The sequence below is a fragment of the Pseudomonas songnenensis genome, from assembly GCF_003696315.1.
GTDB lineage: Bacteria > Pseudomonadota > Gammaproteobacteria > Pseudomonadales > Pseudomonadaceae > Stutzerimonas > Stutzerimonas songnenensis.
In genome coordinates, this window is sequence record NZ_RFFN01000003.1 from 134,218 (window position 1) to 158,409 (window position 24,192).

Consider the following 24,192-nt stretch of genomic DNA (forward strand, 5'->3'; position numbering starts at 1 on the left):
TGCATGCCCGGCAGCGGATCGTGCCGGGCGAGTGCGCGGTGCGATCAGAACGGATCGCCAGCCGCCTCGGGCTGATATTCGATCGCGAGCAGGGTGAGCTTGATGATCTTGCCGGCCGGGGTTGGCCAGTCGATGTGCTGGCCGACGCTCATCCCCAGCAGCGCGGTGCCCACCGGCGCCAGGACGGAAACAGTGCCTTCCTTGCCGGCGTCGTGAGGGTAGACCAGGGTCAGGTGATATTCCTTGCCGGTTCCCTCGTCCAGGCAATGCACCCGTGAGTTCATGGTGACGACACCGGCAGGCATCTCGCTGCGTTCCACGATCTGCGCCCGCGACAGTTCCTGCTCGAGCGCTTCGGCAGCCGGACCATAGTCGTCGAGGCTGTCGAGCAGCCGCTCAAGGCGCTGCAGATCGAGTTGGGTAAGGATGATCGGCGGTGCACTGGTCATGGGTTCTGGCAAGCTCCTGCGAAAAATCAAAAGACGAAAAAAGCAAAACCCCGCCCGAAGGCGGGGTTTTGTTGACCTGCGAGAGACACTATCACAGCAGCCCGAATAAGCAAGGCCCCTGCCGCCAGCCCCGGAACACGGGGCCTGAGCACCGATGCCCTAGATATCCTCGAACTCCAGGGCTTCGCCACCCTGCTCCAGCGTCACTCGCGTCAGCAGCTCACCGAGGCGCTCGCCGCTGGCATCGCACAACCACAGCTGACCGCCCTCGTCGTAGTCGAAATGAAAGCCGCCGGAACGCGCCGCGACCCACAACTGGCGCAACGCCGGCTGACGACTGAGAATCAGCTGGCTGCCATTGGCGAAACGCACGGTCAGCACACCCCCGGAATTTTCCAGGTCGACGTCCATGCTGGTGTCATCGAATACGTCCTCGACGCTCTCCTGCACAGCATCGACCAGATCGTGATAACGGGCTTCGCTCAGGCTCATGCAACATTTCCTCGAATTGTGCTGCGCGCGACCCTGCCGCACGCGATGGCGGCGAGCTTAGCAGGGGGCGGACGGGTCAAGCGAGCCGACCACCACGGCAGCCGCCGTGTGACGTGCTGCTCGCATAGGCAATCCGCCGGGTGCTGGGTATACTCCGGCGATTAGATTTTTCAAGGATTCCAGCCCCCATGAAGCGCCTCCTGCTTCCCTTCATCGCCCTCGCCGTCTTCGCCGCCGCGCTCAGCGGTTGTGGCCAGAAAGGTCCGCTGTACCTGCCGGATGACGAGCAAACCGTCAAAGAACGTTCCAAAGACCGTTTCGAACTCTAAAGGAGGCTGTTCATGGAGGCCTTCTCGTACCGCGACGGTCAACTCTTCGCGGAAGGCGTGGCACTGCCCGCACTTGCGCAACGCTTCGGCACCCCGACCTATGTCTATTCCCGCGCGCACATCGAAGCCCAGTACCGGGCCTATGCCGATGCGCTGGATGGTATGCCGCACCTGGTCTGCTTCGCCGTCAAAGCCAACTCCAACCTGGGCGTGCTGAACGTGCTGGCGCGCCTTGGCGCGGGCTTCGACATCGTTTCGCGCGGTGAACTGGAGCGCGTGCTGGCCGCCGGTGGACAGCCGGACCGTATCGTCTTCTCCGGCGTCGGCAAGACCCGTGACGACATGCGCCGCGCATTGGAAGTCGGCGTGCACTGCTTCAACGTCGAGTCCACCGACGAGCTGGAGCGCCTGCAGCAGGTCGCCGCCGAGCTCGGCAAAACGGCGCCGGTATCGCTGCGGGTCAATCCGGACGTCGATGCCGGCACCCACCCGTACATTTCCACCGGGCTGAAAGAGAACAAGTTCGGCATCGAGATCGACAACGCCGAGGCGGTCTATGCCCGCGCAGCCGAGTTGCCGAACCTGGAAGTGGTCGGCGTCGATTGCCATATCGGTTCGCAGCTGACCAGCCTGCCACCCTTCCTCGATGCGCTCGATCGCCTGCTCGCCTTGACCGATCGCCTCGCCGCACGCGGCATCCAGATCCGCCATCTGGACCTCGGTGGCGGCCTCGGTGTGCGTTACCGCGATGAGCAGCCGCCGCTGGCCGGCGACTACATCCAGGCCGTGCGCCAGCGCATCGAAGGCCGCGGGCTGGCGCTGGTGTTCGAGCCGGGCCGCTCCATTGTCGCCAACGCAGGCGTATTGCTGACCCGCGTGGAATACCTCAAGCACACCGCGCACAAGGATTTCGCCATCGTCGATGCGGCAATGAACGACCTGATCCGCCCGGCGCTGTACCAGGCCTGGATGAACGTCATCGCGGTGCAGCCGCACGAAGGCGATACGCGCCGCTACGACATCGTCGGGCCGATCTGCGAGACCGGCGACTTCCTCGCCAAGGATCGCGAGCTGGCCCTGGGCGAAGGCGACCTGCTGGCGGTGTGTTCGGCCGGTGCCTACGGCTTCGTCATGAGCTCCAACTACAACACCCGCGGCCGCGCCGCTGAGGTGCTGGTGGACGGTGATCAGGCCTTCGAAGTGCGCCGTCGCGAAAGCGTTCAGGAGCTATACGCTGGCGAAAGCCTGCTGCCCACTTGAGGCCAAGATCATGCTTCTGCGCTTTACCAAGATGCACGGTCTGGGCAACGACTTCATGGTCATCGACCTGGTCAGCCAGCACGCGCACATCCAGCCCAAGCACGCCAAGCAGTGGGGCGACCGTCACACCGGGGTCGGCTTCGATCAGCTGCTGATCGTCGAGCCGCCGCAGAATCCGGACGTGGATTTCCGCTACCGCATCTTCAACTCCGACGGTTCGGAAGTGGAGCAGTGCGGCAACGGCGCGCGCTGCTTCGCCCGCTTCGTGGTCGACAAGCGCCTGACCGTCAAGCGCAGGATCAAGGTCGAAACCAAGGGCGGCATCATCGAGCTGGACATCCGCCCGGATGGACAGATCCGCGTCGACATGGGCCCGCCGCGACTGGTACCGGCCGAGATTCCGTTCCAGGCGGAGCAGGAAGCCCTGAGCTACCCGCTCGACGCCGATGGCCAGCGCGTCGAGCTGGCCGCCGTGTCCATGGGCAACCCCCATGCGGTGCTGCGCGTCGATAGCGTCGAGCAGGCACCTGTGCATGAGCTCGGACCGAAGATCGAACATCACCCGCGCTTTCCGCAGCGGGTCAACGTCGGCTTCCTGCAGGTGGTCGACCGCCGCCATGCGCGGCTGCGCGTATGGGAGCGCGGCGCCGGTGAGACCCAGGCCTGCGGCACCGGTGCCTGTGCGGCCGCGGTAGCCGCCATTCGCCAGGGCTGGATGGACTCGCCGGTGCAGATCGACCTGCCGGGCGGCCGCCTGTCCATCGAATGGGCAGGCCCCGGACAGCCGGTTATGATGACCGGCCCCGCCGTTCGCGTATTTGAAGGACAGGTTCGCCTATGACCGACCAGACCCAGGGCAGCACCCCGCTTCCCGACGCCGAAGCCGTCGCCGCCTACCTGCGCGCCCATCCGGAGTTCTTCGTCGACCACGACGAGCTGATTCCGGAGCTGCGCATTCCCCATCAGCCGGGCACCGCCGTGTCGCTGGTGGAGCGCCAGGTCAAGCTGCTGCGCGAGCGCAATATCGAGATGCGCCATCGCCTGTCGCAACTGATGGATGTGGCACGCGACAACGACCGCCTGTTCGACAAGACCCGTCGGCTGGTGCTCGACCTGCTCGACGCCAGCAGCCTGGAAGAGGTGGTCAGCGCAGTCGAAGACAGCCTGCGCCACGAATTCCAGGTTCCCTATGTCAGCCTGATCCTGTTCAGCGAAGCCACGCTGCCGGTAGGCCGTTGCGTCAGCACCGGGGAGGCACAGCAGAGCATCGGCGGACTGCTTGACGGCGGCAAGACCATCTGCGGCGTACTGCGCCCGCATGAACTGAACTTCCTTTTCGGCGAGGATGGTGGCAGCGTTGGCTCTGCCGCGGTGGTCAGCCTGAACAACCAGCTCGGCGTGCTGGCCATCGGCAGCCCGGACCCGCAGCACTACAAGAGCTCGCTGGGCACGCTGTTCCTTGGCTATATCGCCGAAGTGCTGACCCGCGTGCTGCCGCGCTTCGGCAACCCGCTACGCTCGGTGCGCTGAGCACGCTTGCGGACCACAGCCAAGCCGCACGCCCCTCTGGTCGCACCCTGAGGCCTGGAGTGTTGCTCATGCAGAACGAACTCGACGCCTACTTCGAATACCTGCGTAGCGCCCGGCAGCTGTCGGGCCATTCGCTGGACGGCTACCGCCGCGACCTGAACAAGCTGCTGGCCCATTGCGAGCGCGAACACATCTCCGAGTGGAGTGCGCTGCAAGGCCGCCACCTGCGCCAGCTGGTCGGCGAGCTGCATCGCCAGGGCCAATCCAGCCGCAGCCTGGCGCGCCTCCTGTCATCGGTGCGCGGCCTGTATCGCTATCTCAATCAGGCAGCCATCTGCCAACACGACCCGGCCGCCGGTCTGTCGGCGCCCAAGGGCGAGCGCCGTCTACCGAAGCTGCTGGACACCGACCGGGCCATGCAGCTGCTCGATGGCGGCGTCGAAGACGATTTCATCGCCCTGCGTGATCAGGCGATGCTCGAGCTGTTCTATTCATCCGGCCTGCGCCTGTCGGAACTGGTCGGCCTGAACCTCGACCAGCTCGACCTGCCCGCGGGCCTGGTCAGGGTGCTCGGCAAGGGCAACAAGGTTCGCGAGCTGCCGGTCGGGCGCAAGGCGCGCGAGGCGCTGCTGGCCTGGTTGCCTCTGCGTGCGCTGGCCAATCCTGCCGACGGTGCGGTATTCATCGGCCAGCAGGGACGCCGTCTCGGTGCCCGCGCCGTGCAACTGCGGGTGCGTCAGGCCGGTGTGCGCGAGCTCGGCCAGCATCTGCACCCGCACATGTTGCGCCACAGCTTCGCCAGCCACATGCTGGAGTCATCCCAGGACCTGCGTTCGGTGCAGGAGCTGCTCGGCCACGCCGACATCGGCACCACACAGATCTACACCCATCTGGACTTTCAGCACCTGGCCAAGGTCTACGATCAGGCGCATCCGCGCGCCAAGCGCAAGCAGGACACCGACACATGAGCATTCGCCTGATCACCTTCGACCTGGACGATACCTTCTGGGAAACCACGCCGGCCATCCAGAGCGCCGAGACCGCGCTGCGCGACTGGCTGGGCGTGCATGCACCGCGCCTGGGCGAATTCCCCGTCGAAGCGCTGGGCGCGATCCGCCGCATGCTGATCGAACGGGACCCAGCGCTGCGTCACCGGATCAGCGAGCTGCGCCGGCGCATCCTGCAGCACGCGCTGCACGATGCCGGTTATCCCGCCGCCGAGGCGAACGGCCTGGCCGAGCAGGCGTTTCAGGTGTTCCTCGATGCACGCCATGAGGTGCAGATTTTCCCCGACGTGCAACCGACCCTGGAGTTTCTCGCCAACCACTACACCCTCGGCGTGATCACCAACGGCAACGCCGACGTGCGCCGCCTGGGCCTGGCGGACTACTTCCAGTTCACCCTGTGCGCCGAAGAGCTGGGTGTCGGCAAGCCCGACCCGCATCCGTTCGAGCAGGCCTTGCGCCTGGGCGATGCGCGCCCGGAGCAGGCGGTGCATATCGGCGATCATGCCCTCGACGACATTGCCGGGGCGCAGCAGTCCGGCCTGCGAGCAATCTGGTTCAACCCCAAGCGCGCCGCCTGGCCGCACGACTACCTTCCCGATGCGCAAATCCAGAGCCTGGCCGAATTACCCAAGCTGCTGCTCGACTGGCGCGGAGACTGAGCAAGAATCCGCAGCCCAGACGCGAAAAAGCCCGCCGTAAAGCGGGCTTTTTTGCAATTCGTCTGACTCAGATAGGGCGGCTGCCGTATTTGCTGTCCGGCTTCTTCGGCGGATCGGCGACCACATTGGGTTCGACCTCCTGCACCTGACCGCCACGGGCCAGGAACTCTTCCATGGCTCGCGCCAGCGCTTCGCGCTCTTTCTGCTTCGCTTCCAGGCTCGGCAGCTCGTCGGGCTCGACGGCCTTGGCCTTGGTCTTTTTCGCCGGCGTGGCACGCTCGCTGTCGGTGCCCTCGTCTTCGAGGCTGTCGTCGCCCTCGTCGGCGGCGCTCAGCTCCTCCCCGTCCTCCTCGTCGCTAACGTCCAGATCGTCTTGTTCTAGTTCTTCGTCGCTCATGTTCAACCTCATGGCCATGCCAAAGCGGAGTAAGTTATAGCCCAGCGATGCGGAAAGACCGACACCGCCAAAAAAAATTCAACTTGCCGTCCCGTGCAGCGTTGCCACTATCTGCCGCGCCCCACCCTGGTCGCGGTGCTCCCCGAGATAGATCCCTTGCCAGGTACCGAGCGCCAGGCGCCCCTGAGTGACCGGCAGACTCAACTGGCAGCCGAGCAGGCTGGCCTTGAAGTGCGCCGGCAGATCGTCCGGTCCTTCGTAGTCATGCTCGTAGCCCCCCTCGCCCTGCGGCACCAGGCGATTGAAGAAACGCTCGAAGTCGCGGCGCACCGCTGCATCGGCGTTCTCGTTGATCGTCAGCGACGCCGAGGTATGCCGCAGCCACAGGTGTAACAGACCGACCTGACATTGCCGCAGTTCCGGCAATGCGGCGAGCAGCTCGTCGGTGATCAGGTGGAAGCCACGTGGTCGCGCACGCAAGGTGATCAGGGTCTGTTGCCACATGTTCGCAAAGCTCATGTTCAACGGCTGGTCGCGCGCATTCTAGCGTGGCGCCAAAAAAAACAAAGGGCGCCAAAAGGCGCCCTTGTCATGTACCACCGAATCGTTACTGACGAGTGAACTCCGGATAGGCTTCCAGACCGCACTCGACCACATCCACGCCCTCGTATTCTTCTTCCTCGCTGACGCGCAGGCCCATCACCGCCTTGATGATGCCCCAGACGATCAGGCTGGCGATGAACACCCAGAGGAAGATCGACACCAGACCCAACAGCTGCGCACCAAAGGTGGCATCGGCATTGGTCAGCGGCACGGCCAGCAGGCCCCACATGCCGGCGACACCATGCACGGAGATCGCACCGACCGGGTCATCGAGCTTGAGCTTGTCCAGGCCGAGGATGCTGAACACCACCAGCACGCCACCCACACCGCCGATCAGGGTCGCTTGCAGGGCGCTCGGGGTCAGCGGTTCGGCGGTGATCGCCACCAGGCCGGCCAGCGCGCCGTTGAGCACCATGGTCAGGTCGGACTTGCCGAACAGCAGGCGCGCGGTGATCAGCGCGGCGATCAGACCGCCAGCGGCGCCCATGTTGGTGTTGACGAAGACCTGGGCCACCGCGTTGGCGTCCTCGATGGTGCTCATCTTCAGCTGCGAGCCGCCGTTGAAGCCGAACCAGCCCATCCACAGGATGAACGCCCCGAGGGTCGCCAGCGGCATGTTGGCACCGGGGATGGCGTTGATCTGGCCGTTCGGGCCGTACTTGCCCTTGCGCGCACCGAGCAGCAGGACACCCGCCAGGGCCGCCGCGGCACCGGCCATGTGCACCACACCGGAACCGGCGAAGTCGAGGAAGCCGGCCGCATCGAGGAAGCCGCCGCCCCACTTCCAGAAGCCCTGGATCGGGTAGATGAAGCCGGTCATCACCACCGCGAAGGCGATGAAGGCCCACAGTTTCATGCGCTCGGCCACCGCACCGGAAACCACCGACATGCAGGTCGCGGCAAAGACGATCTGGAAGAAGAAGTCAGCGCGGGCCGAGTAGTACGGTGCATCCTCGCCACCGGCAGCGACCAGGTCGACCGCATGCTCGTCACCGATGAGGAAGCCCAGGCTCGGGAAGATGCCGCCTTCCGGGCTGGAGTACATGATGTAGTAGCCGACCAGCAGGTACATGATCGACGCCAGCGAGTAGAGCACGATGTTCTTGGTCAGAATCTCGGCAGTGTTCTTGGCCCGCACCAGACCGGCCTCGAGCATGGCGAAACCCGCCGCCATCCACATCACCAGCGCTCCGCAGATCACGAAGTAGAAGGTATCGAGTCCGTACTGGACGGGTATCAATGCAGTGCTATCCATGTGTCACCTCTTGCTGTCGCGCTGTGTGCGCTATTCGGTCCGCAGGCCGCCGCACGCTGCTCCGGCGGTCCTGCCCTGACCCCGGGTTGGCTCCGGGGTACTGCGCTGAAATGGGTTACAGGTTGTAGCCGCGCTCGTTGTGCAGGCTGAGGTCGAGGCCGATGGTCTCCTGCTCCTCGTTCACCCGCAGGCCCATCACCAGATCGATCGCCTTGAGGATCAGGTAGGTGACGATGCCGGTGTAGACGACGGTGAAGAGCACGCCCTTGAATTGAATCCACAACTGCAGGCCGATGTTCTCCACTTCGCCGAAACCGCCCAGCATGGGTGCGGCGAAGATGCCGGTGAGCAGCGCGCCGACGATGCCGCCCACGCCGTGCACGCCGAAGGCATCCAGCGAATCGTCGTAGCCGAGCTTGCGTTTCAGGCTGGTGGCGCAGAAGAAGCAGACCACCCCCGAGACCAGGCCGATGACCAGCGCGCCCATCGGCCCTACGGTGCCGGCGGCCGGGGTGATGGCGACCAGACCGGCGACCACGCCCGAGGCGATGCCCAGCGCGCTGGGTTTGCCATGGCCGATCCACTCGGCGAACATCCAGCCCAGCGCAGCCGCGGCGGTGGCGATCTGGGTGACCAGCATGGCCATGCCGGCGGTGCCGTTGGCAGCCACGGCCGAACCGGCGTTGAAGCCGAACCAGCCGACCCAGAGCATCGCCGCACCGATCAGGGTCAGACCCAGGTTGTGCGGCGCCATCGGCGTGGTCGGATACCCCTTGCGCTTGCCCAGCACCAGGCAGGCCACCAGACCGGCGATACCGGCATTGATGTGCACCACGGTGCCACCGGCGAAGTCGAGCACGCCCCAGTCCCACATCAGGCCGCCGTCGCCGCCCCAGACCATGTGCGCGATCGGTGCATAGACCAGGGTGAACCAGACGCCCATGAACACCAGCATCGCGGAGAACTTCATGCGTTCGGCGAAGGCGCCGACGATGAGCGCCGGGGTGATGATGGCGAAGGTCATCTGGAAGGTGATGAAGACGCTTTCCGGGAAGGCGCCGACCAGGCTGTCCGGCGTCAGACCGCTGAGAAACGCGCGATCCAGGCCGCCGACGAAGGAATTGAAGTTGGTAACGCCCGCTTCCATTCCGGTGGTGTCGAAAGCGAGGCTGTAGCCGTAGACCATCCAGAGGATGCTCATCAGGCCGGTGACGGCAAAGCACTGCATCATCACCGAGAGAATGTTCTTCGAGCGGACCATGCCGCCGTAGAACAGCGCCAGCCCAGGGATGGTCATGAACAGCACCAGCGCAGTGGCCGTCAGCATCCATGCCGTGTCGCCTGAATCAAGCGTTGCCTCCTGCGCCAGGGCCAGGCCTGGGCTTATCAGAGACAAAAGGGCTCCTAGCCCTGCGAATTTTCGCAGAGTCATGGTTTTACTCCTGGGGCGTGGGGGTTCGGAGGTGCTGCTTAAATCGCGTCGGTATCGGTTTCGCCGGTACGGATGCGGATGGCCTGTTCCAGGTTGACCACGAAGATCTTGCCGTCGCCGATCTTGCCGGTGTTGGCCGCCTTGGTGATGGCCTCGATGACGCGATCGAGCTGATCGTCAGCGATGGCTACATCGATCTTTACCTTCGGCAGGAAGTCGACGACGTATTCGGCACCGCGATACAGCTCGGTGTGCCCCTTCTGACGACCGAAGCCTTTGACTTCGGTGACGGTGATGCCCTGTACGCCAATTTCCGACAGCGACTCGCGCACGTCGTCCAGCTTGAACGGCTTGATGATGGCAGTGACTAGTTTCATGAAAACTTCTCCCGTTTAGGTGGACTTGCCCCAGAAGTACGAACCCGGCTCAAGTCTAAGCTCAGTGTCTGGCTCTTGTAACGCTCCGGCTGTTGCCGAGCCTCTGTCCGACACCACCAATCTCTCCGACGAAGCGCCGCGAATCACCGATGCACCGCAACCGGTTGGTGCATGCGTCGCTGAGGACAAAGCAGAATCGATGCCAGTTTTGCGCAAGCCGCAGGTTTGCGGGCCCGGGGATGGGAACAGCACGTCCGACGGACGGTTCCGCCGCAGCGATGCATCTTTTTGGTGCGCTCGTGCACCATCCGCTGCTCATTTTCTGTGCACTGCTCGCCGCAAAGGCTTAAAAAGCCGCGTGCTACACTGCGCCCCGTTCAATGACAGGTGTTTTCCATGTTGCCGCCAAAAGCTTTTCTAGATGCCATCGGCTCCCAGGCCTCGCGCCTGTTCAACGGCGAGACGCCACTGCCGCGTGGCGAATTCGAAGCCCAGCTCAAGGGCGTGGTACAGGGTGCGCTGAACAAGCTCGACGTTGTCAGCCGTGATGAATTCGACAGCCAGATGGTGGTGCTCGCCCGCACCCGTGCCCGCCTGGAAGCGCTAGAGGCCAAGGTCGCCGAACTGGAAGAAAAGCTAACGCCGCCCGCGTCCTGACAGACCGGGCCGCGACACGATCAAAGGAGTGATCGAATGTCCCTGGCCATCGTCCATAGCCGTGCGCAGATCGGCGTCGAGGCACCATCGGTGACCGTCGAAGCCCATCTGGCCAACGGTCTGCCGGCGCTCACGCTGGTCGGCCTGCCGGAAACCGCCGTCAAGGAGAGCAAGGACCGCGTGCGCAGCGCCATCCTGACCTCCGGCTTCGACTTTCCGCCGCGCCGTATCACCCTCAATCTCGCACCGGCCGATCTGCCCAAGGATGGCGGTCGTTTCGACCTGTCCATCGCCCTCGGCATTCTCGCTGCCAGCGGTCAGCTGCCCGCCGAGCGCCTCGACAATCTGGAATGCCTGGGCGAGCTGGCGCTATCCGGCGCACTGCGTCCGGTGCAGGGCGTGTTGCCGGCAGCCCTTGCCGCCCGGGCTGCCGGACGCGCATTGGTGGTGCCGCGCGCCAACGCCGAGGAAGCCAGCCTGGCCTCGGGGCTCACCGTCTATGCCGCCGAGCATCTGTTGGAGGTTGCCGCGCACTTCAACGGCATCACGCCGCTCGAACCCTATGTCGCCCAAGGCCTGTTGCGACAGGTTCAGCCCTATCCGGATCTTGCCGACGTACAGGGCCAGCAGGCCGCCAAACGCGGCCTGCTGATCGCCGCGGCTGGCGCACACAACCTGTTGTTCTCCGGACCGCCCGGCACCGGCAAGACCCTGCTGGCCAGCCGCCTGCCCGGCCTGCTGCCACCGCTGAACGAACAGGAAGCGCTGGAAGTCGCCGCCATCCATTCGGTGGCCAGCCACAGCCCGTTGCAGCACTGGCCGCAGCGACCGTTCCGCCAGCCCCATCACAGTGCATCCGGGCCGGCACTGGTCGGGGGCGGCAGTCGCCCGCAACCAGGGGAGATCACCCTGGCGCATCAGGGCGTACTGTTTCTCGACGAACTGCCGGAGTTCGATCGCAAGGTGCTCGAGGTCCTGCGTGAGCCGCTGGAATCCGGCCATATCGTGATCGCCCGAGCACGCGACAAGGTGCGCTTTCCGGCACGCTTTCAGCTCGTGGCGGCGATGAACCCCTGCCCGTGCGGCTATCTCGGCGATCCCAATGGACGCTGCCGCTGCACACCGGATCAGATCCAGCGTTATCGCAACAAGCTTTCCGGCCCGCTGCTGGACCGCATCGACCTGCATCTGACAGTGGCGCGCGAAGCCACCGCCCTCAATGCGCCGCCGCAAACCGGCCAGAGCAGTGCCGTGCTGGCCGCACAGGTAGCCCAGGCGCGGCAACTGCAGCTCGCCCGCCAGGGCTGCGCCAACGCTTTCCTCGACCTCGCCGGGCTGCGCAGCCATTGCCAGCTGACGGCCGAGGACCAGGCCTGGCTGGAGCGCGCCTGCGAGCGTCTGGCGCTGTCGCTGCGCGCAGCGCACCGCTTGCTCAAGGTAGCGCGCACCCTCGCCGATCTGGAACAAGCGGCGAGCATCAGTCGCCAGCACCTCGCCGAAGCGCTGCAATACCGTCCCGGCAACCAGGTCTGAGGCACTCCTGCGCGGGCTCTGGCTCGCGCGAAAGGCCGCGGACAACCGCCGCCTTTCGCGGTCTGTGTTAAGTTGGCTGGCTTTCGCCACAGGCGGCCACTCCCCAGACACAATCCGAAGGAGCGCAGCATGGAGGCAAAACAGCCCTCGTCTTCCCACCTCAACGCCCCGGTCTTCTATGGCTCGGCGGTCATCATCCTGGCGCTGGTTATCTACAGCGTCGCGTTCCAGAGCCACGCACAAACCCTGTTTGGCGACACCCAGGCCTGGATCATCGCCAATGTCAGCTGGCTCTACATTCTTGCCGTCGCACTCATCCTGCTGATGGTGGTACTGCTGGCATTCAGTCGCTATGGCGACATCAAGCTCGGCCCGGATCACAGCGAGCCGGACTACAGCGCGTTGACCTGGTTCGCCATGCTCTTCTCCGCCGGCATGGGCATCGGCCTGATGTTCTTCGGCGTCGCCGAGCCGGTGATGCACTTCCTCTCGCCACCGACCGGCGAAGGCGGCACCACGCTGGCCGCGCGCGAGGCGATGAAGATCACCTTCTTCCACTGGGGCCTGCATGCCTGGTCGATCTACGCCATCGTGGCAATGATCCTGGCCTACTTCGCCTACCGCCATGGCCTGCCGCTGACGCTGCGCTCGGCGCTCTACCCACTGATCGGCGAACGCATCTACGGGCCGATCGGCCACGCCGTGGACATTTTCGCCATCATCGGCACCGTACTGGGGGTCGCCACCTCGCTGGGCCTGGGCGTTACCCAGATCAACACCGGGCTGAACCACCTCTATGGCCTGCCGATCTCCGTGCCGGTGCAGATCGGCCTGATCATGGCCACTACCCTGCTTGCCACGATCTCGGTGGTGACCGGCCTGGACAAGGGCGTGCGCCGACTGTCCGAGCTGAACCTGACGCTGGCAGCACTGCTGTTGCTGATGGTGCTCGTGGCCGGGCCGACGGTGTTCATCCTGCAGACCTTCGTGCAGAACACCGGTAGCTACCTGTCGGACATCGTCGACAAGACGTTCAACCTCTACGCCTACGAGCCGAACGACTGGATCGGCGGCTGGACGCTGTTCTACTGGGGCTGGTGGCTGGCCTGGTCGCCCTTCGTCGGCCTGTTCATCGCCCGTATCTCGCGGGGCCGGACGATCCGCGAGTTCGTCGCGGGCGTGCTGCTGGTACCGACCGCCTTCACCCTGCTGTGGATGACCGTATTCGGTGACACCGCGATTCACATGATCCTCTGGGAACACGTGACCAGCCTCGGCGAGGCCATCGAACAGGACAGCTCGCTGGCCCTGTTCGCCTTTCTCGAACACTTCCCGTTCTCGGCGCTCATCTCGCTGATCGCCATCATCATGGTGGTGGTGTTCTTCGTCACCTCCGCGGACTCCGGCGCACTGGTGGTGGACATGCTCGCTTCCGGCGGAAAACAGGGCACGCCGGTCTGGCAACGAATCTTCTGGGCGGTGTCCATGGGCGGCGTGGCCATCGCGCTACTGCTGGCAGACGGTCTGACCGCACTGCAGACCGCGACCATCGCCAGCGCCCTGCCCTTCACCATCGCCCTGCTCTGCTCGATGTGGGGCCTGCTCAAGGCGCTGCGCCTGGATGCCACCAAGCAGGGGCTGCGCTATCAGGCGCTGAGCACCTCGCCCAGCGCGCCACGCACAGCCGGTGGCTGGCAACGCCGGCTACGCACGCTGATGCTGTTTCCGCGGCGCGCCCATGTGGTGCGTTTCATCACCGAAGTGGTGCGCCCGGCCTACGAGGACATCGCCGAGGAAATGCGCAAGCAGGGTTATGTAGTCGAAATCAGCGAAGGCGAAGACCGTCGCCTGCGCTTCGAAATCACCCATGATGGCGAACCGGATTTCATTTACGAGGTGCGCCCGCGCGCCTACGCCATGCCCAGCTTCGTCGCCACCAGCGAGGACGACGAGCGCGAGGAGCGCAAGTACTTCCGTGCCGAGGTGCATCTGAAGGAAGGCGGTCAGGATTACGACGTGATGGGCTGGAGCCGCGAGGACGTCATCAGCGACATCCTCGGCCAGTACGAGAAGCACATGCACTTCCTGCACATGGTCCGCTGAACCGGGCCGGCGTCCTGGCCATTGCCAGGACGCTCCCGATCAGTGCGCCACACCTGCGGACAGACGTTCGGCACTCATGAAGCTCATCAGCTCGGCCAATGGCAGCGGCTGGCTGACCAGATAGCCCTGCACCTGCTGCGCGCCGAACTGGCGCAGCAGCTCGAGCTGTTCTGCCGTTTCGACGCCTTCGGCAACCACCTCCAGATCGAGGTTGTGCGCCAGCCCGACCATCGCCTGCACCAGCTGCAGTTTCTCCGGCCGCAGGATCATGCCGGCGACAAAGCTCTTGTCGATCTTCAGCAGCGTGATCGGCAGGCTGGACAGGTGCACGAACGACGAAAAACCGGTGCCGAAATCATCCAGCGAGAACCGCACGCCCAGCTCGCCCAGCGCATTCATGGCGCTCTGTACCTGTTCGCTACGGCGCATGACCGCGGTTTCGGTGAGTTCGAATTCCAGCCAGTGCGGATCGATGCCACGCTCGTCGATCAGGCGGTTGAGGGTCGGCAGCAGCTGGCTGTCCTGGAACTGGCGAAACGACAGGTTGATCGCCATGTGCAGCGCATCGGCGCCGCCATCCTGCAGGCTTTGCAGATCACGCAGCGCTCGGGCGATTACCCAGTAGCCGAGCGGCACGATCAGGCCGCTCTCCTCGGCCATGGGTATGAAAGCGTCCGGGGCCAGCAGGCCTCTTTCAGGATGCAGCCAGCGCACCAGCGCCTCCAGCCCGACGATGCGCCCGCTTTCCAGGCACAGACGCGGCTGATAGTGCAGCTCCAGCTCGCCACGACGCAGGGCGCGGCGCAGCTCGCCTTCCTGATCGGCCAGGCTGCGCGCGCTGCGGCTGACCTGCTCGTCATAGAAGCACCAGGTGCAACCTTGGCTCGCCTTGGCCTGGCGCATGGCGATCTGCGCATGCCAGAGCAGCGGATCGGCCTTGATGCCCGCACTGGCACGCGCCAGGCCGATGCTGCAGCCAAGCATCAGGCTCTCGCCTTCCACCCAGTAGGGCTCCGCCAATGCCTCGACGATGCGATCGGCTACCGCCTCGGCGCGCTGCGGATCATCGCGGGTATCGAGCAACAGCGCGAACTCGTCGCCGCCCAGCCGCGCCAGCATGTCGCCGACCTCCAGCTGCGCCTTGAGCCGCGCCACCACCTGCAGGATCAGCCGGTCCCCAGCCTCGTGGCCCAGGGCATCGTTGACGTGGCGAAAGTTGTCGAGATCCAGATAACCCAGCACCAGACCCTGCTCCTGGTGCTCGGCCAGGGCATCGAACAGCAGTGCCTGGAAGCCCTGGCGGTTGACGATGCCGGTGTGCGGGTCCTGCTCGGCGAGCTTCTGCAGCGTGCCCTGCAGGTTGCAGCGCTCACGCACGTAGCGCAGGCAACGGCGCAGCACCTCGGGGCTCAGCTGATCAGCGACCAGCCAGTCCACCGCCCCTTCCGGGGCGTCCGACGGTTCTTCGTCGAGCAGCAGGATCAGCGGCCAGGGGTAGCGCCCGACAGGCGGCCGGCATTGCGGCGTGGCCAGCAGCAGGCAGGGCGATGCAAGCAGCTCGCCGGCCGACTCCCAGCTGGCCGCGATGACCAGCCGCTGCGTGCAATGCGAAGCCTGCAGGCAGTCACGCAGCCGCGTCGCCCATTCGGGGCGATCGGCTAGTAACAGCAGCGGCATGGTTTGCACGGGCGCTGACAAGCGGCCTCCAGACTCGATGGGTATGTAGACGGGCGACACGCACCCGATTCCCGCACAGTCCTTTGCAATTGCCCTGCCTCCTGCAGCGCGCACAAGACTAATCCATTATTCCGATCAGCCAAGCCCCAACTGCGACGATCGGCGTTTTATTGAACCCGCAACGGGCCAGCATCGGCGCAGCAGCCTGTTAAACTCCCGCCCCCGCTTCGAATGACTGAACTCCATGTCCCGACTCAACCCTCGGCAGCAGGAAGCCGTGAACTACGTCGGCGGCCCACTTCTGGTGCTCGCCGGTGCCGGCTCCGGCAAGACCAGCGTGATCACCCGCAAGATCGCCTACCTCGTGCAGCATTGCGGCATCCAGGCCCGCCACATCGTCGCCATGACCTTCACCAACAAGGCCGCGCGCGAGATGAAGGAGCGCGTCGGCAGCCTGCTCAAGGGCGCCGAGGCGCGCGGCCTGACCGTGTCCACCTTCCACAACCTGGGCATGAACATCATCCGCAAGGAATACGCGCGGATGGGCTACAAGCCCGGTTTCTCGATCTTCGATGACGGCGACATCAAGGCGCTGCTCACCGACATCATGCAGAAGGAATACTCCGGCGATGACGGTGCGGACGAGATCAAGAACTACATCGACAGCTGGAAGAACGACCTGATCCTGCCCGACGAGGCCCTGGCCAACGCGCGCAACCCCAAGGAGCAGACCGCTGCCATCGTCTACCTGCACTACCAGCGTACGCTCAAGGCGTACAACGCGGTGGACTTCAACGACCTGATCCTGCTGCCGGTAAAACTCTTCCAGGAGCACGCCGACATCCTGGAGAAGTGGCAGAACCGCATCCGCTACCTGCTGGTCGACGAATATCAGGACACCAACGCCAGCCAGTACCTGCTGGTCAAATTGCTGGTGGGCATACGCAACCAGTTCACCGTGGTCGGTGACGACGACCAGTCGATCTACGCCTGGCGTGGCGCGCGCCCGGAAAACCTGATGCTGCTGAAGGAGGATTACCCCTCGCTGAAAGTGGTGATGCTGGAGCAGAACTACCGCTCCACCAGCCGCATCCTCAAGTGCGCCAACATCCTCATCGCCAACAACCCGCACGTGTTCGAGAAGCAGCTGTGGTCCGAGATGGGCCACGGCGACGAGATCCGCGTGATCCGCACGCGCAACGAGGACGCCGAGTGCGAGCGCGTGGCCCTGGAGATCCTCACCGAGCACCTGCGTACCCAGCGCCCCTACAGCGACTTCGCCATCCTCTACCGCGGCAACTACCAGGCCAAGCTGATGGAGCTGAAGCTGCAGCACCACCAGATTCCCTATCGCCTGTCCGGCGGCACCAGTTTCTTCGCCCGTCAGGAGGTGAAGGATCTGATGAGCTACTTCCGGCTGCTGGTCAATCCGGACGACGACAACGCCTTCCTGCGGGTGATCAACGTGCCGCGCCGCGAGATCGGCTCCACCACCCTGGAAAAGCTTGGCAACTACGCCAGCGAACGCGGCATCAGCATGTACGCCGCCGCCGACGAGATCGGCCTCGGCGCGCATCTGGACAGCCGCTACGCCGAGCGCCTGGCGCGCTTCAAGCACTGGATGGACAACGTGCGCCAGCAGTGTGCGCAGAACGACCCGATCGCCGCCATCCGCAGCATGGTGATGGACATCGACTACGAGAACTGGCTGCGCCAGAACGCCTCCAGCGACAAGGTGGCCGACGCGCGCATGGGCAACGTCTGGTTGCTCGTCGATGCGCTGAAGAGCACGCTGGAAAAAGACGAAGACGGCGACATGACCATCGAGGACGCCATCGGCAAGCTGGTGCTGCGCGACATGCTCGAGCGCCAGCAGGAAGAGGAAGAAGGTGCCGAGGGTGTGCAGATGATGACCATGCACGCCTCCAAGGGCCTGGAATTCCCCTCGGTGTACATCATCGGCTTCGAGGAGGAGATCCTGCCGCACCGCTCCAGCATCGAGGCCGACACCATCGAGGAAGAGCGGCGCCTGGCCTATGTCGGCATCACCCGTGCCAAGCGCAACCTGGCGCTGACCTTTGCCGCCAAGCGCAAGCAATATGGCGAGGTGATCGACTGCACACCGAGCCGCTTCCTCGACGAGCTGCCGCCAGAGGATCTGGTCTGGGAAGGCCAGGAGGACGCGCCGGTGGAGGTCAAGGCCGCGCGCGGCAACGACGCCCTGGCGGCGATGCGGGCGATGCTCAAGCGCTGATCGCAGCGCCTGGGTTCGAGGAGCGTTCAACGCCGGTTTGTATCCCGTCATCTAACCGCGGCATGCTTGGCCGATCGCGGTTTCTGGAGGGATTCGATGTACCACGGTGAACGCTTCAATGCCTGGACGCACCTGATCGGTGCGCTGCTGGCTTGCCTTGGCGCGATCTGGCTGCTGGTCCTCGCCGCGCTCGACGGCTCGCCGGTGAAGATCGTCAGCGTGGCGATCTACGGCCTCAGCCTGATCCTGCTCTACAGCATCTCGACGCTGTACCACAGCCTGCGCGGGCGGGCGAAAGTGGTCATGCGCAAGCTCGATCACCTGTCGATCTACCTCTTGATCGCCGGCAGCTACACACCGTTCTGCCTGGTCACCCTGGCCGGCGCCTGGGGCTGGACGCTGTTCGGCATCGTCTGGGGCCTGGCCGTGATCGGCATGCTGCAGGAGATCAAGCCGCGCTCCGAGGCGCGGGAGCTGTCACTGGTGATCTACGCGGTGATGGGCTGGATCGTGCTGGTGGCGGTCAAGCCGCTGTTCGCCGCCCTCGGTGGCGCCGGTTTCAGCTGGCTGCTGGCCGGCGGCATCTGCTACACGGTGGGCATCGTCTTCTTCGTCTTCGACGAGCGTTTCCGCCACTGGCACGGCATCTGGCACATCTTCGTGATGGTCGGCAGCCTGCTGCATTTCATCGCCATCCTGTTCTACGTGCTCTGATCGGCCTCCAGCGCCGCCGCGCTGCCGAGCACCGCTTCCAGCTCGCTCGCCGCCGCGCGCAGGCGTGGCACGAACTCCAGCAGCTGCGCCATCGAGCAGCGAATCACCGGCGCGTGGCTGAACAGGCAGGCCAGCAGCTCGCCGTCGGATGCTCGTACCGGCACCGCACAGGCGACCATGCCGTCGATGAACTCCTCGCAATCGGTGCCCAGCTGCTCTTCCCGCACCCGCGCCAGGTCGTCGCGCAGCGCGCTGAGGTCGGTCAGAGTGTTGCGCGCCATGCGCTGCAGAGGAAGACGCGGCAGCACCCGTTCCAGTTGCTCCGGCGGCAGCGAGGCGAGGTAGAGCTTGCCGCTGGCGGTGCACCAGAGCGGCGTGTGGCTGCCGATGGGCAGGTTGATCTGCAGCGGCCAGTTGGTCTGCACCCGATCGAAATAGAGCATGTCCAGCCCGTCCGGGATCGCCAGCCCGCAGGTCTCGCCGATGGCTTCGGAGAGCTGGCGCAGGATCGCCTGGCGCAGCGCCTTGTGCCGGCTGCTGCGCAGGATGTTCAGCGCCGCGACATGCAGGCGCTCGCCCGGCAGCAGCCCGCCGCGCAGGCCGAACTGCAGGAAGCCTTCCTTTTCCAGGGTCTGCACCAGCCGGTGCGCGCTGGCCTTGGGGATGTCCAGCCGTTCGGCCAGGGCCGTCGGGCTGAGCGGCTCCTTCGCCGCCGCGACCGCCTCGATGATTTCCAGCACGCGGGTGATGGAGGAGCCTTTCTCGCGGGGAATGCTGCGCATCGTCTGCCTTGTCGTTCGATGAAGATGGACGCCCCACAGGGCGCCCGGGAGTGTAGCGACCGGCACCGCCAGTGCAACGGTACCGCGCGGGTCACTTCATGGTCGGCATGGCGAACTCGGCGCCGGCACGGATACCGGTGGGCCAGCGCCGGGTCACGGTCTTCATCCGGGTGAAGAAACGCACCCCATCCGGGCCGTGCATGTTCAGCGGGCCGAACACCGAGCGCTTCCAGCCGCCGAAGCAATGGAAGGCCATCGGCACCGGAATCGGCACGTTGACGCCGACCATGCCGACCCTGACGTTCTCCTCGAACTGCCGCGCGGTATCGCCGTCACGGGTGAAGATCGAGGTGCCGTTACCGAACTCGTGGTCGTTGATCAGCTTGAGCGCTTCATCGAAGCGCTTCACCCGCACCACGGCCAGCACCGGGCCGAAGATCTCCTCGCGGTAGATGCGCATGCTCGGCGTGACCCGGTCGAACAGCGTCGGGCCGACATAGAAGCCGTTCTCATGGCCCTCGACCTTGATGCCGCGACCGTCGCAGACCAGCGTCGCGCCCTCTTCCACGCCCAGATCGATATAGCCGCTGACCTTCTGCTGGTGCTCGCGGGTCACCAGCGGGCCCATGTGCGGCTCGGGCTCGACGCCCAGACCCGGGCCGGTACGCATCTGGCTGATTTCGCCTTTGAGCATCTCGACCAGCTTGTCGGCCACCTCGTCACCAACGCACACCGCCACGGAAATCGCCATGCAGCGCTCGCCGGCCGAGCCGTAGGCCGCGCCCATCAGCGAGCTGACCACCTGCTGCGGATCGGCGTCGGGCATCACCACCATGTGGTTTTTCGCCCCGCCCAGGGCCTGGCAGCGCTTGCCGTGGGCCGAGGCGGTGGCATAGATGTATTCGGCGATCGGCGTCGAGCCGACGAAGCTGACCGATTGCACCCGCTCGTCGGTGAGCAGCACGTCCACGGCTTCCTTGTCGCCGTTGACGATGTTCAGCACGCCGGCCGGCAGCCCGGCTTCGGCCAGCAACTCGCCGAGCAACATGGTCGCGCTCGGGTCCTTTTCCGAGGGCTTGAGCACGAAGGTGTTACCGCAGGCGATGGCCACCGGCAGCATCCACAGCGGCACCATCGCCGGGAAGTTGAACGGGGTGATGCCGGCGCAAACGCCGAGCGGCTGCATCAGCGAGTTGGAGTCGATGTCGCGGCCGACATTGGAGGAGAACTCGCCCTTGAGCAGATGCGGGATGCCGCAGGCGAACTCCACCACTTCCAGCCCGCGGGTGACTTCACCCAGGGCGTCGGAGAAGACCTTGCCGTGCTCGCTGGTGATCAGCCGGGCGACGTCGTCGCGGCGCCGTTCGAGCAGTTCCTTGAAGCGGAACATGACCCGCGCGCGCACCAGCGGCGGCGTCTTCGACCAGCCGTCGAAGGCGGCCTGGGCAGCGGCAATCGCTTCGCGGGTATCGTCTGCCGAGGACAGCGAAACATACAGCCGCGGCTCGCCGGTGGCCGGGTTGTAGACGGTGGCGTGGCGCTCGGAGCGGCCGGCGACGGCCTCGTTGTTGATCAGGTTGCCGAGGGTCTGCATGGCTTCACTCCTGGTTCCAGACGGTTTCGTAGAGGTCGATGATTTCCGCCTCCGTGGGCACGCGCGGGTTGTTGCCCGGCGAGCCGGAGGCCAGCGCCTGAAGCGCCATGGTCTCGCGCAGCTCGAAGAAGCGTTCGCGGGCGATGCCGAATTGTTCCGGACTCGGCACCTTCAATTCCTGATTGATCGCGCGCAGTTCGGCGAGCAGCTTGTCGTTCGCCACCTCGACGCTGTCGGTCTGCGCGGCAACACCCATCGCCCGCGCGCAGTCGGCGTAGCGCTCGGGCGCGGCGGGAATTGAGAAAGCGGTGATCGCCGGCAGCAGCATGGCGTTGGACAGCCCGTGCGGCACATGGAAGAAGGCGCCGATCGGCCGGCTCATGCCGTGCACCAGCGCCACCGAAGCGTTGGAGAAGGCGATGCCGGCCAGGGTCGCGCCGAGCATCATTGCCTCACGCGCGGCGCGGTTGTCCGGCTCGTGGAAGACTGCGCGCAGGTTCGGCGCGAGCAGTCGCATGGCTTCCAGCGCCTGGGCATCGCTGTAGAGGCTGGCCTTGCGGCTGACATAGGCCTCGATGGCGTGGGTCAGTGCGTCGATGCCGGTGTCGGCGGTGACCCGCGGCGGCAGCGAGAGGGTCAGCTCGTAGTCGATCAGCGCGGCGATGGGCATGAAGCCGAGGCCCGCGCAGAGCATTTTCTCGTCGCTGGTTTCGTCGGTGATGATGGTGAAACGCGTCGCCTCCGAGCCGGTGCCGGCGGTGGTGGGGATGGCGATCAGCGGCAGGCCGGCTTCGCTGACATCGCGCGGGAAGCGGTAGTCGCGCATCTCGCCGCCGAACTTGCCGAGGATGCCGATGGCCTTGGCCGAATCGATCGGGCTGCCGCCGCCGAGGGCGACGATGGAATCGAAATCGCCCTGGCGGACCATTTCCACACCCGCTCGAATCGAAGCAGCGGTCGGTTCGGGCAGGGTATCGGCGAAGCATTGACTGGCGATGCCGGCCTCTTCCAGCAGGCCGGCGATGCGTGCGACATAGCCGAGGTCGATCATCATGCGGTCGGTGACGATCAGCGGGCGATTGCAGCCCAGCTCCTGCAGCACGCGGGCGAGTTGCCCGCTGGCGCCGGCGCCGACTTCCATCAGGCGCGGCAGAACGATGCGATGACTCATGGGCATTCTCCGAGAATGGGCCGCCTGAAGGGCTGGCAGCTTCTTATTTTGAGACTTTATGTCCCACTATGATTCGGAGATTAGGTAGAGCAGGCAGCCGCCGTCAACCTGAAACGAGACCTTTCGTCTCAGGATCAGGGTGTGCTTGGGGAAACAGGATCAGCGTACGCTCAGACGATCGCGAAGCTGAGTCGATTGCTGGCGAAGGCGTTCACAAGCGGACTGCACATCGGCCCGCGCCTGGGCATCCAGCTCGTCCATATCAGCCTCGACATTGAGCAGCACGGCATCGGCGCAGGCGCTCAGCAACAGCACCGCCGCCTCGACATCACAGCGCAGCGACGGCTCGACCATCGGCAAGGCGCGCTCGGCCATGCCCAGCGCCTCGACGCAGGCATGTGCCGTTGCCAGCGGCACTGCGCAGGCCTGTCGCGACAGTTCGGGCGCCTGGTCGCCCTTCAGAAAATCCGAGAAGACCGCCACATCGTCATCGGCGAAGGCACCGGGACGCCCCAGCAGTGCGCGGGCTTCGGCCAGCAGCGCCTCGCAGGACGCACTGCCATGCGCGGCACTGACCCGCAGCGCCTTGACGATCAGCGCCACGGCGAGATCCGCGCTGACCGCGGTTACCGCACCGCAGCCGGGCAACGCACGCTCGGCCACGGCGTGACGAAACTGCGCGAGGCTCAGCTGCCAGAGCCCCTGCCCCGCGCCCGGCCGGTCGGCTTCGGCCATCAGGCCGACTTGGCTCCGTCCCAGTGCAGCAGCACATCGAGCATGCGGTTGGAGAAGCCCCACTCGTTGTCATACCAGGCCATCACCTTGACCAGCTCGCCCTGCACGCGGGTCTGGCTGAGGTCGGCAACGCAGGACGCCGGATAGCCGTTGAAGTCGCAGGAGACCAGGGCTTCCTCGTTGCACTCCATGACGCCGGCCGGCAGCTTCTGCGCCCCGGCACGCAGGATGTCGTTGATCGCCTCGACGCTATCCGGGGCGTTCTCGGCGATGAAGGTCAGGTCGACCAGCGAGACGTTCGGCGTCGGCACCCGCACCGAGAGGCCGTCCAGACGCCCGGCCAGCTCCGGCAGCACCAGGCCGATGGCCTTGGCCGCACCGGTGGTGGACGGAATCATCGACAACGCCGCGGCGCGCGCGCGGTAGAGGTCGCTGTGCGCCTTGTCCAGGAGGTTCTGGTCGTTGGTGTAGGAATGCACGGTGTTGAGCAGGCCCTGACGAATGCCGACCGCCTCGTGCAGCACCTTGGCCAGCGGCGCCAAGCAATTGGTGGTGCAGGAGGCGTTGGAGACGACACGCTGATCGCCCAGCAGCTGATGGTTCACGCCGTAGACCACGGTCAGGTCGCCGCCATCGAGCGGGTGCGAGGCGAACACGCGGCCGGCCCCGGCCTGCAGATGCTGCTCGATCATCGCGCGCTTCTTGAACTTGCCGGTGCACTCGAGCACCACATCGACATTCAGCTCCTTCCACGGCAGCTGGGTCGCATCGCGCTCGGCCAGCAGGCGGATCGCCTGGCCGCGCACCACCATCGAATCGCCCTCGAGCTCTACCGGCTCGGGAAAACGACCGAAGGTCGAATCGAAGCGGGTCAGGTGCACCAGCGTCTTGTGGTCGCTGAGATCGTTGATCGCGACCACCTGTACCCGATCCTGCAATCCACGCTCGAACAGCGCCCGTACGACGGCGCGACCGATACGTCCATACCCGTTGATGGCAATACGTAGCATGCAAATCTCCTCGGAGGGGGGTGAAAGTCTGTCGTTAGCTTAGGCGGAGTATCCACCCTTGCGTTCATCGCGGGCCGACCAGGATCAATTAACTGGCGAACCCATGTGCCATTGACCAGTCGTAAACCTGACAGAGCGGTCGTGCAGCATCGACCGCGACCTGAGACGAATC

24 protein-coding genes are annotated in these 24,192 nt (G+C 65.2%); 11 read left to right on the forward strand and 13 right to left on the reverse strand.

What is annotated here, in order from left to right:
• Nucleotides 1–44: 44 nt before the first annotated feature.
• Entirely contained in the window at nt 45–449 is a 405-nt protein-coding gene (gene rnk / locus EA798_RS09290) for a nucleoside diphosphate kinase regulator (RefSeq protein WP_015278422.1), read from the reverse strand.
• Nucleotides 450–608: 159 nt separating this feature from the next.
• Nucleotides 609–941, reverse strand: a complete 333-nt coding sequence (gene cyaY / locus EA798_RS09295) for an iron donor protein CyaY (protein ID WP_106156028.1) — start codon at nt 939–941, stop codon at nt 609–611.
• 188 nt (nt 942–1,129) lie between these two features.
• On the opposite strand from cyaY, the gene lptM reads away from it, so the two are divergent.
• The 6 genes from lptM to EA798_RS09325 all read left to right on the forward strand — a co-directional run bounded on the left by lptM (nt 1,130) and on the right by EA798_RS09325 (nt 5,726).
• Entirely contained in the window at nt 1,130–1,270 is a 141-nt protein-coding gene (gene lptM / locus EA798_RS09300; protein ID WP_003283423.1) for an LPS translocon maturation chaperone LptM, read from the forward strand.
• Between the two features lie 12 nt (nt 1,271–1,282).
• Entirely contained in the window at nt 1,283–2,530 is a 1,248-nt protein-coding gene (lysA, locus tag EA798_RS09305) for a diaminopimelate decarboxylase (protein WP_122098762.1), read from the forward strand.
• Between the two features lie 10 nt (nt 2,531–2,540).
• Nucleotides 2,541–3,371 carry a diaminopimelate epimerase gene (dapF, locus tag EA798_RS09310; protein WP_106156030.1) on the forward strand — a complete coding sequence of 277 codons (831 nt, stop codon included), beginning with the start codon at nt 2,541–2,543 and terminating at the stop codon, nt 3,369–3,371.
• Entirely contained in the window at nt 3,368–4,060 is a 693-nt protein-coding gene (locus tag EA798_RS09315) for a DUF484 family protein (protein ID WP_106156031.1), read from the forward strand. The genes dapF and EA798_RS09315 overlap by 4 nt, the downstream gene beginning before the upstream one ends.
• Nucleotides 4,061–4,128: 68 nt before the next feature.
• Nucleotides 4,129–5,028, forward strand: coding sequence for a tyrosine recombinase XerC (xerC, locus tag EA798_RS09320; protein WP_122098763.1), 900 nt, complete (start codon nt 4,129–4,131; stop codon nt 5,026–5,028).
• The gene (locus tag EA798_RS09325) at nt 5,025–5,726 is read left to right on the forward strand and encodes an HAD family hydrolase (protein ID WP_122098764.1); all 702 of its coding nucleotides are present in this window, start codon (nt 5,025–5,027) and stop codon (nt 5,724–5,726) included. The genes xerC and EA798_RS09325 overlap by 4 nt, the downstream gene beginning before the upstream one ends.
• Nucleotides 5,727–5,793: 67 nt before the next feature.
• Here the strand turns inward: EA798_RS09325 and sutA are convergent, their stop codons facing one another.
• The 5 genes from sutA to glnK form a co-directional block, all read right to left on the reverse strand.
• A complete protein-coding gene (gene sutA, locus EA798_RS09330; RefSeq protein WP_106156034.1) occupies nt 5,794–6,123 on the reverse strand; it encodes a transcriptional regulator SutA in 330 nt (109 codons plus the stop codon).
• Nucleotides 6,124–6,201: 78 nt separating this feature from the next.
• Nucleotides 6,202–6,627, reverse strand: a complete 426-nt coding sequence (locus EA798_RS09335; RefSeq protein WP_122098765.1) for a secondary thiamine-phosphate synthase enzyme YjbQ — start codon at nt 6,625–6,627, stop codon at nt 6,202–6,204.
• A gap of 103 nt (nt 6,628–6,730) precedes the next feature.
• On the reverse strand, nt 6,731–7,981 hold the full coding sequence (locus tag EA798_RS09340; protein ID WP_015278431.1) for an ammonium transporter: 1,251 nt from the start codon (nt 7,979–7,981) through the stop codon (nt 6,731–6,733).
• 115 nt (nt 7,982–8,096) lie between these two features.
• Complete coding sequence (locus tag EA798_RS09345) at nt 8,097–9,413, reverse strand: ammonium transporter (protein ID WP_122098766.1); 1,317 nt, start codon at nt 9,411–9,413, stop codon at nt 8,097–8,099.
• A 38-nt stretch (nt 9,414–9,451) separates the two neighbouring features.
• The gene (gene glnK / locus EA798_RS09350) at nt 9,452–9,790 is read right to left on the reverse strand and encodes a P-II family nitrogen regulator (RefSeq protein ID WP_003096476.1); all 339 of its coding nucleotides are present in this window, start codon (nt 9,788–9,790) and stop codon (nt 9,452–9,454) included.
• A gap of 396 nt (nt 9,791–10,186) precedes the next feature.
• On the opposite strand from glnK, the gene EA798_RS09355 reads away from it, so the two are divergent.
• The 3 genes from EA798_RS09355 to betT all read left to right on the forward strand — a co-directional run bounded on the left by EA798_RS09355 (nt 10,187) and on the right by betT (nt 14,083).
• Nucleotides 10,187–10,447, forward strand: coding sequence for an accessory factor UbiK family protein (locus tag EA798_RS09355; protein ID WP_013981620.1), 261 nt, complete (start codon nt 10,187–10,189; stop codon nt 10,445–10,447).
• Nucleotides 10,448–10,483: 36 nt separating this feature from the next.
• Nucleotides 10,484–11,980 carry a YifB family Mg chelatase-like AAA ATPase gene (locus EA798_RS09360; RefSeq protein WP_106156037.1) on the forward strand — a complete coding sequence of 499 codons (1,497 nt, stop codon included), beginning with the start codon at nt 10,484–10,486 and terminating at the stop codon, nt 11,978–11,980.
• A 129-nt stretch (nt 11,981–12,109) separates the two neighbouring features.
• Nucleotides 12,110–14,083, forward strand: coding sequence for a choline BCCT transporter BetT (gene betT, locus EA798_RS09365; protein WP_122098767.1), 1,974 nt, complete (start codon nt 12,110–12,112; stop codon nt 14,081–14,083).
• 39 nt (nt 14,084–14,122) lie between these two features.
• Here betT and EA798_RS09370 read toward each other — a convergent pair whose 3' ends face one another.
• A complete protein-coding gene (locus EA798_RS09370) occupies nt 14,123–15,760 on the reverse strand; it encodes a putative bifunctional diguanylate cyclase/phosphodiesterase (protein ID WP_122098768.1) in 1,638 nt (545 codons plus the stop codon).
• Between the two features lie 244 nt (nt 15,761–16,004).
• On the opposite strand from EA798_RS09370, the gene rep reads away from it, so the two are divergent.
• Nucleotides 16,005–18,014, forward strand: coding sequence for a DNA helicase Rep (rep, locus tag EA798_RS09375; RefSeq protein ID WP_122098769.1), 2,010 nt, complete (start codon nt 16,005–16,007; stop codon nt 18,012–18,014).
• 96 nt (nt 18,015–18,110) lie between these two features.
• Entirely contained in the window at nt 18,111–18,728 is a 618-nt protein-coding gene (gene trhA, locus EA798_RS09380; RefSeq protein ID WP_122098770.1) for a PAQR family membrane homeostasis protein TrhA, read from the forward strand.
• Here the strand turns inward: trhA and EA798_RS09385 are convergent.
• The 5 genes from EA798_RS09385 to gap form a co-directional block, all read right to left on the reverse strand.
• Nucleotides 18,716–19,510, reverse strand: coding sequence for an IclR family transcriptional regulator (locus EA798_RS09385; protein ID WP_122098771.1), 795 nt, complete (start codon nt 19,508–19,510; stop codon nt 18,716–18,718). The two genes, trhA and EA798_RS09385, sit on opposite strands and share 13 nt — an antisense overlap.
• Nucleotides 19,511–19,601: 91 nt before the next feature.
• Nucleotides 19,602–21,104, reverse strand: a complete 1,503-nt coding sequence (locus tag EA798_RS09390) for a CoA-acylating methylmalonate-semialdehyde dehydrogenase (RefSeq protein ID WP_122098772.1) — start codon at nt 21,102–21,104, stop codon at nt 19,602–19,604.
• 4 nt (nt 21,105–21,108) lie between these two features.
• The gene (locus tag EA798_RS09395; protein WP_122098773.1) at nt 21,109–22,275 is read right to left on the reverse strand and encodes an iron-containing alcohol dehydrogenase; all 1,167 of its coding nucleotides are present in this window, start codon (nt 22,273–22,275) and stop codon (nt 21,109–21,111) included.
• Between the two features lie 159 nt (nt 22,276–22,434).
• Nucleotides 22,435–23,010, reverse strand: coding sequence for a cyclodeaminase/cyclohydrolase family protein (locus tag EA798_RS09400; RefSeq protein WP_122098774.1), 576 nt, complete (start codon nt 23,008–23,010; stop codon nt 22,435–22,437).
• Nucleotides 23,010–24,020 carry a type I glyceraldehyde-3-phosphate dehydrogenase gene (gene gap / locus EA798_RS09405; RefSeq protein ID WP_122098775.1) on the reverse strand — a complete coding sequence of 337 codons (1,011 nt, stop codon included), beginning with the start codon at nt 24,018–24,020 and terminating at the stop codon, nt 23,010–23,012. Before gap ends, EA798_RS09400 begins: the two co-directional genes overlap by 1 nt.
• Nucleotides 24,021–24,192: the final 172 nt, after the last annotated feature.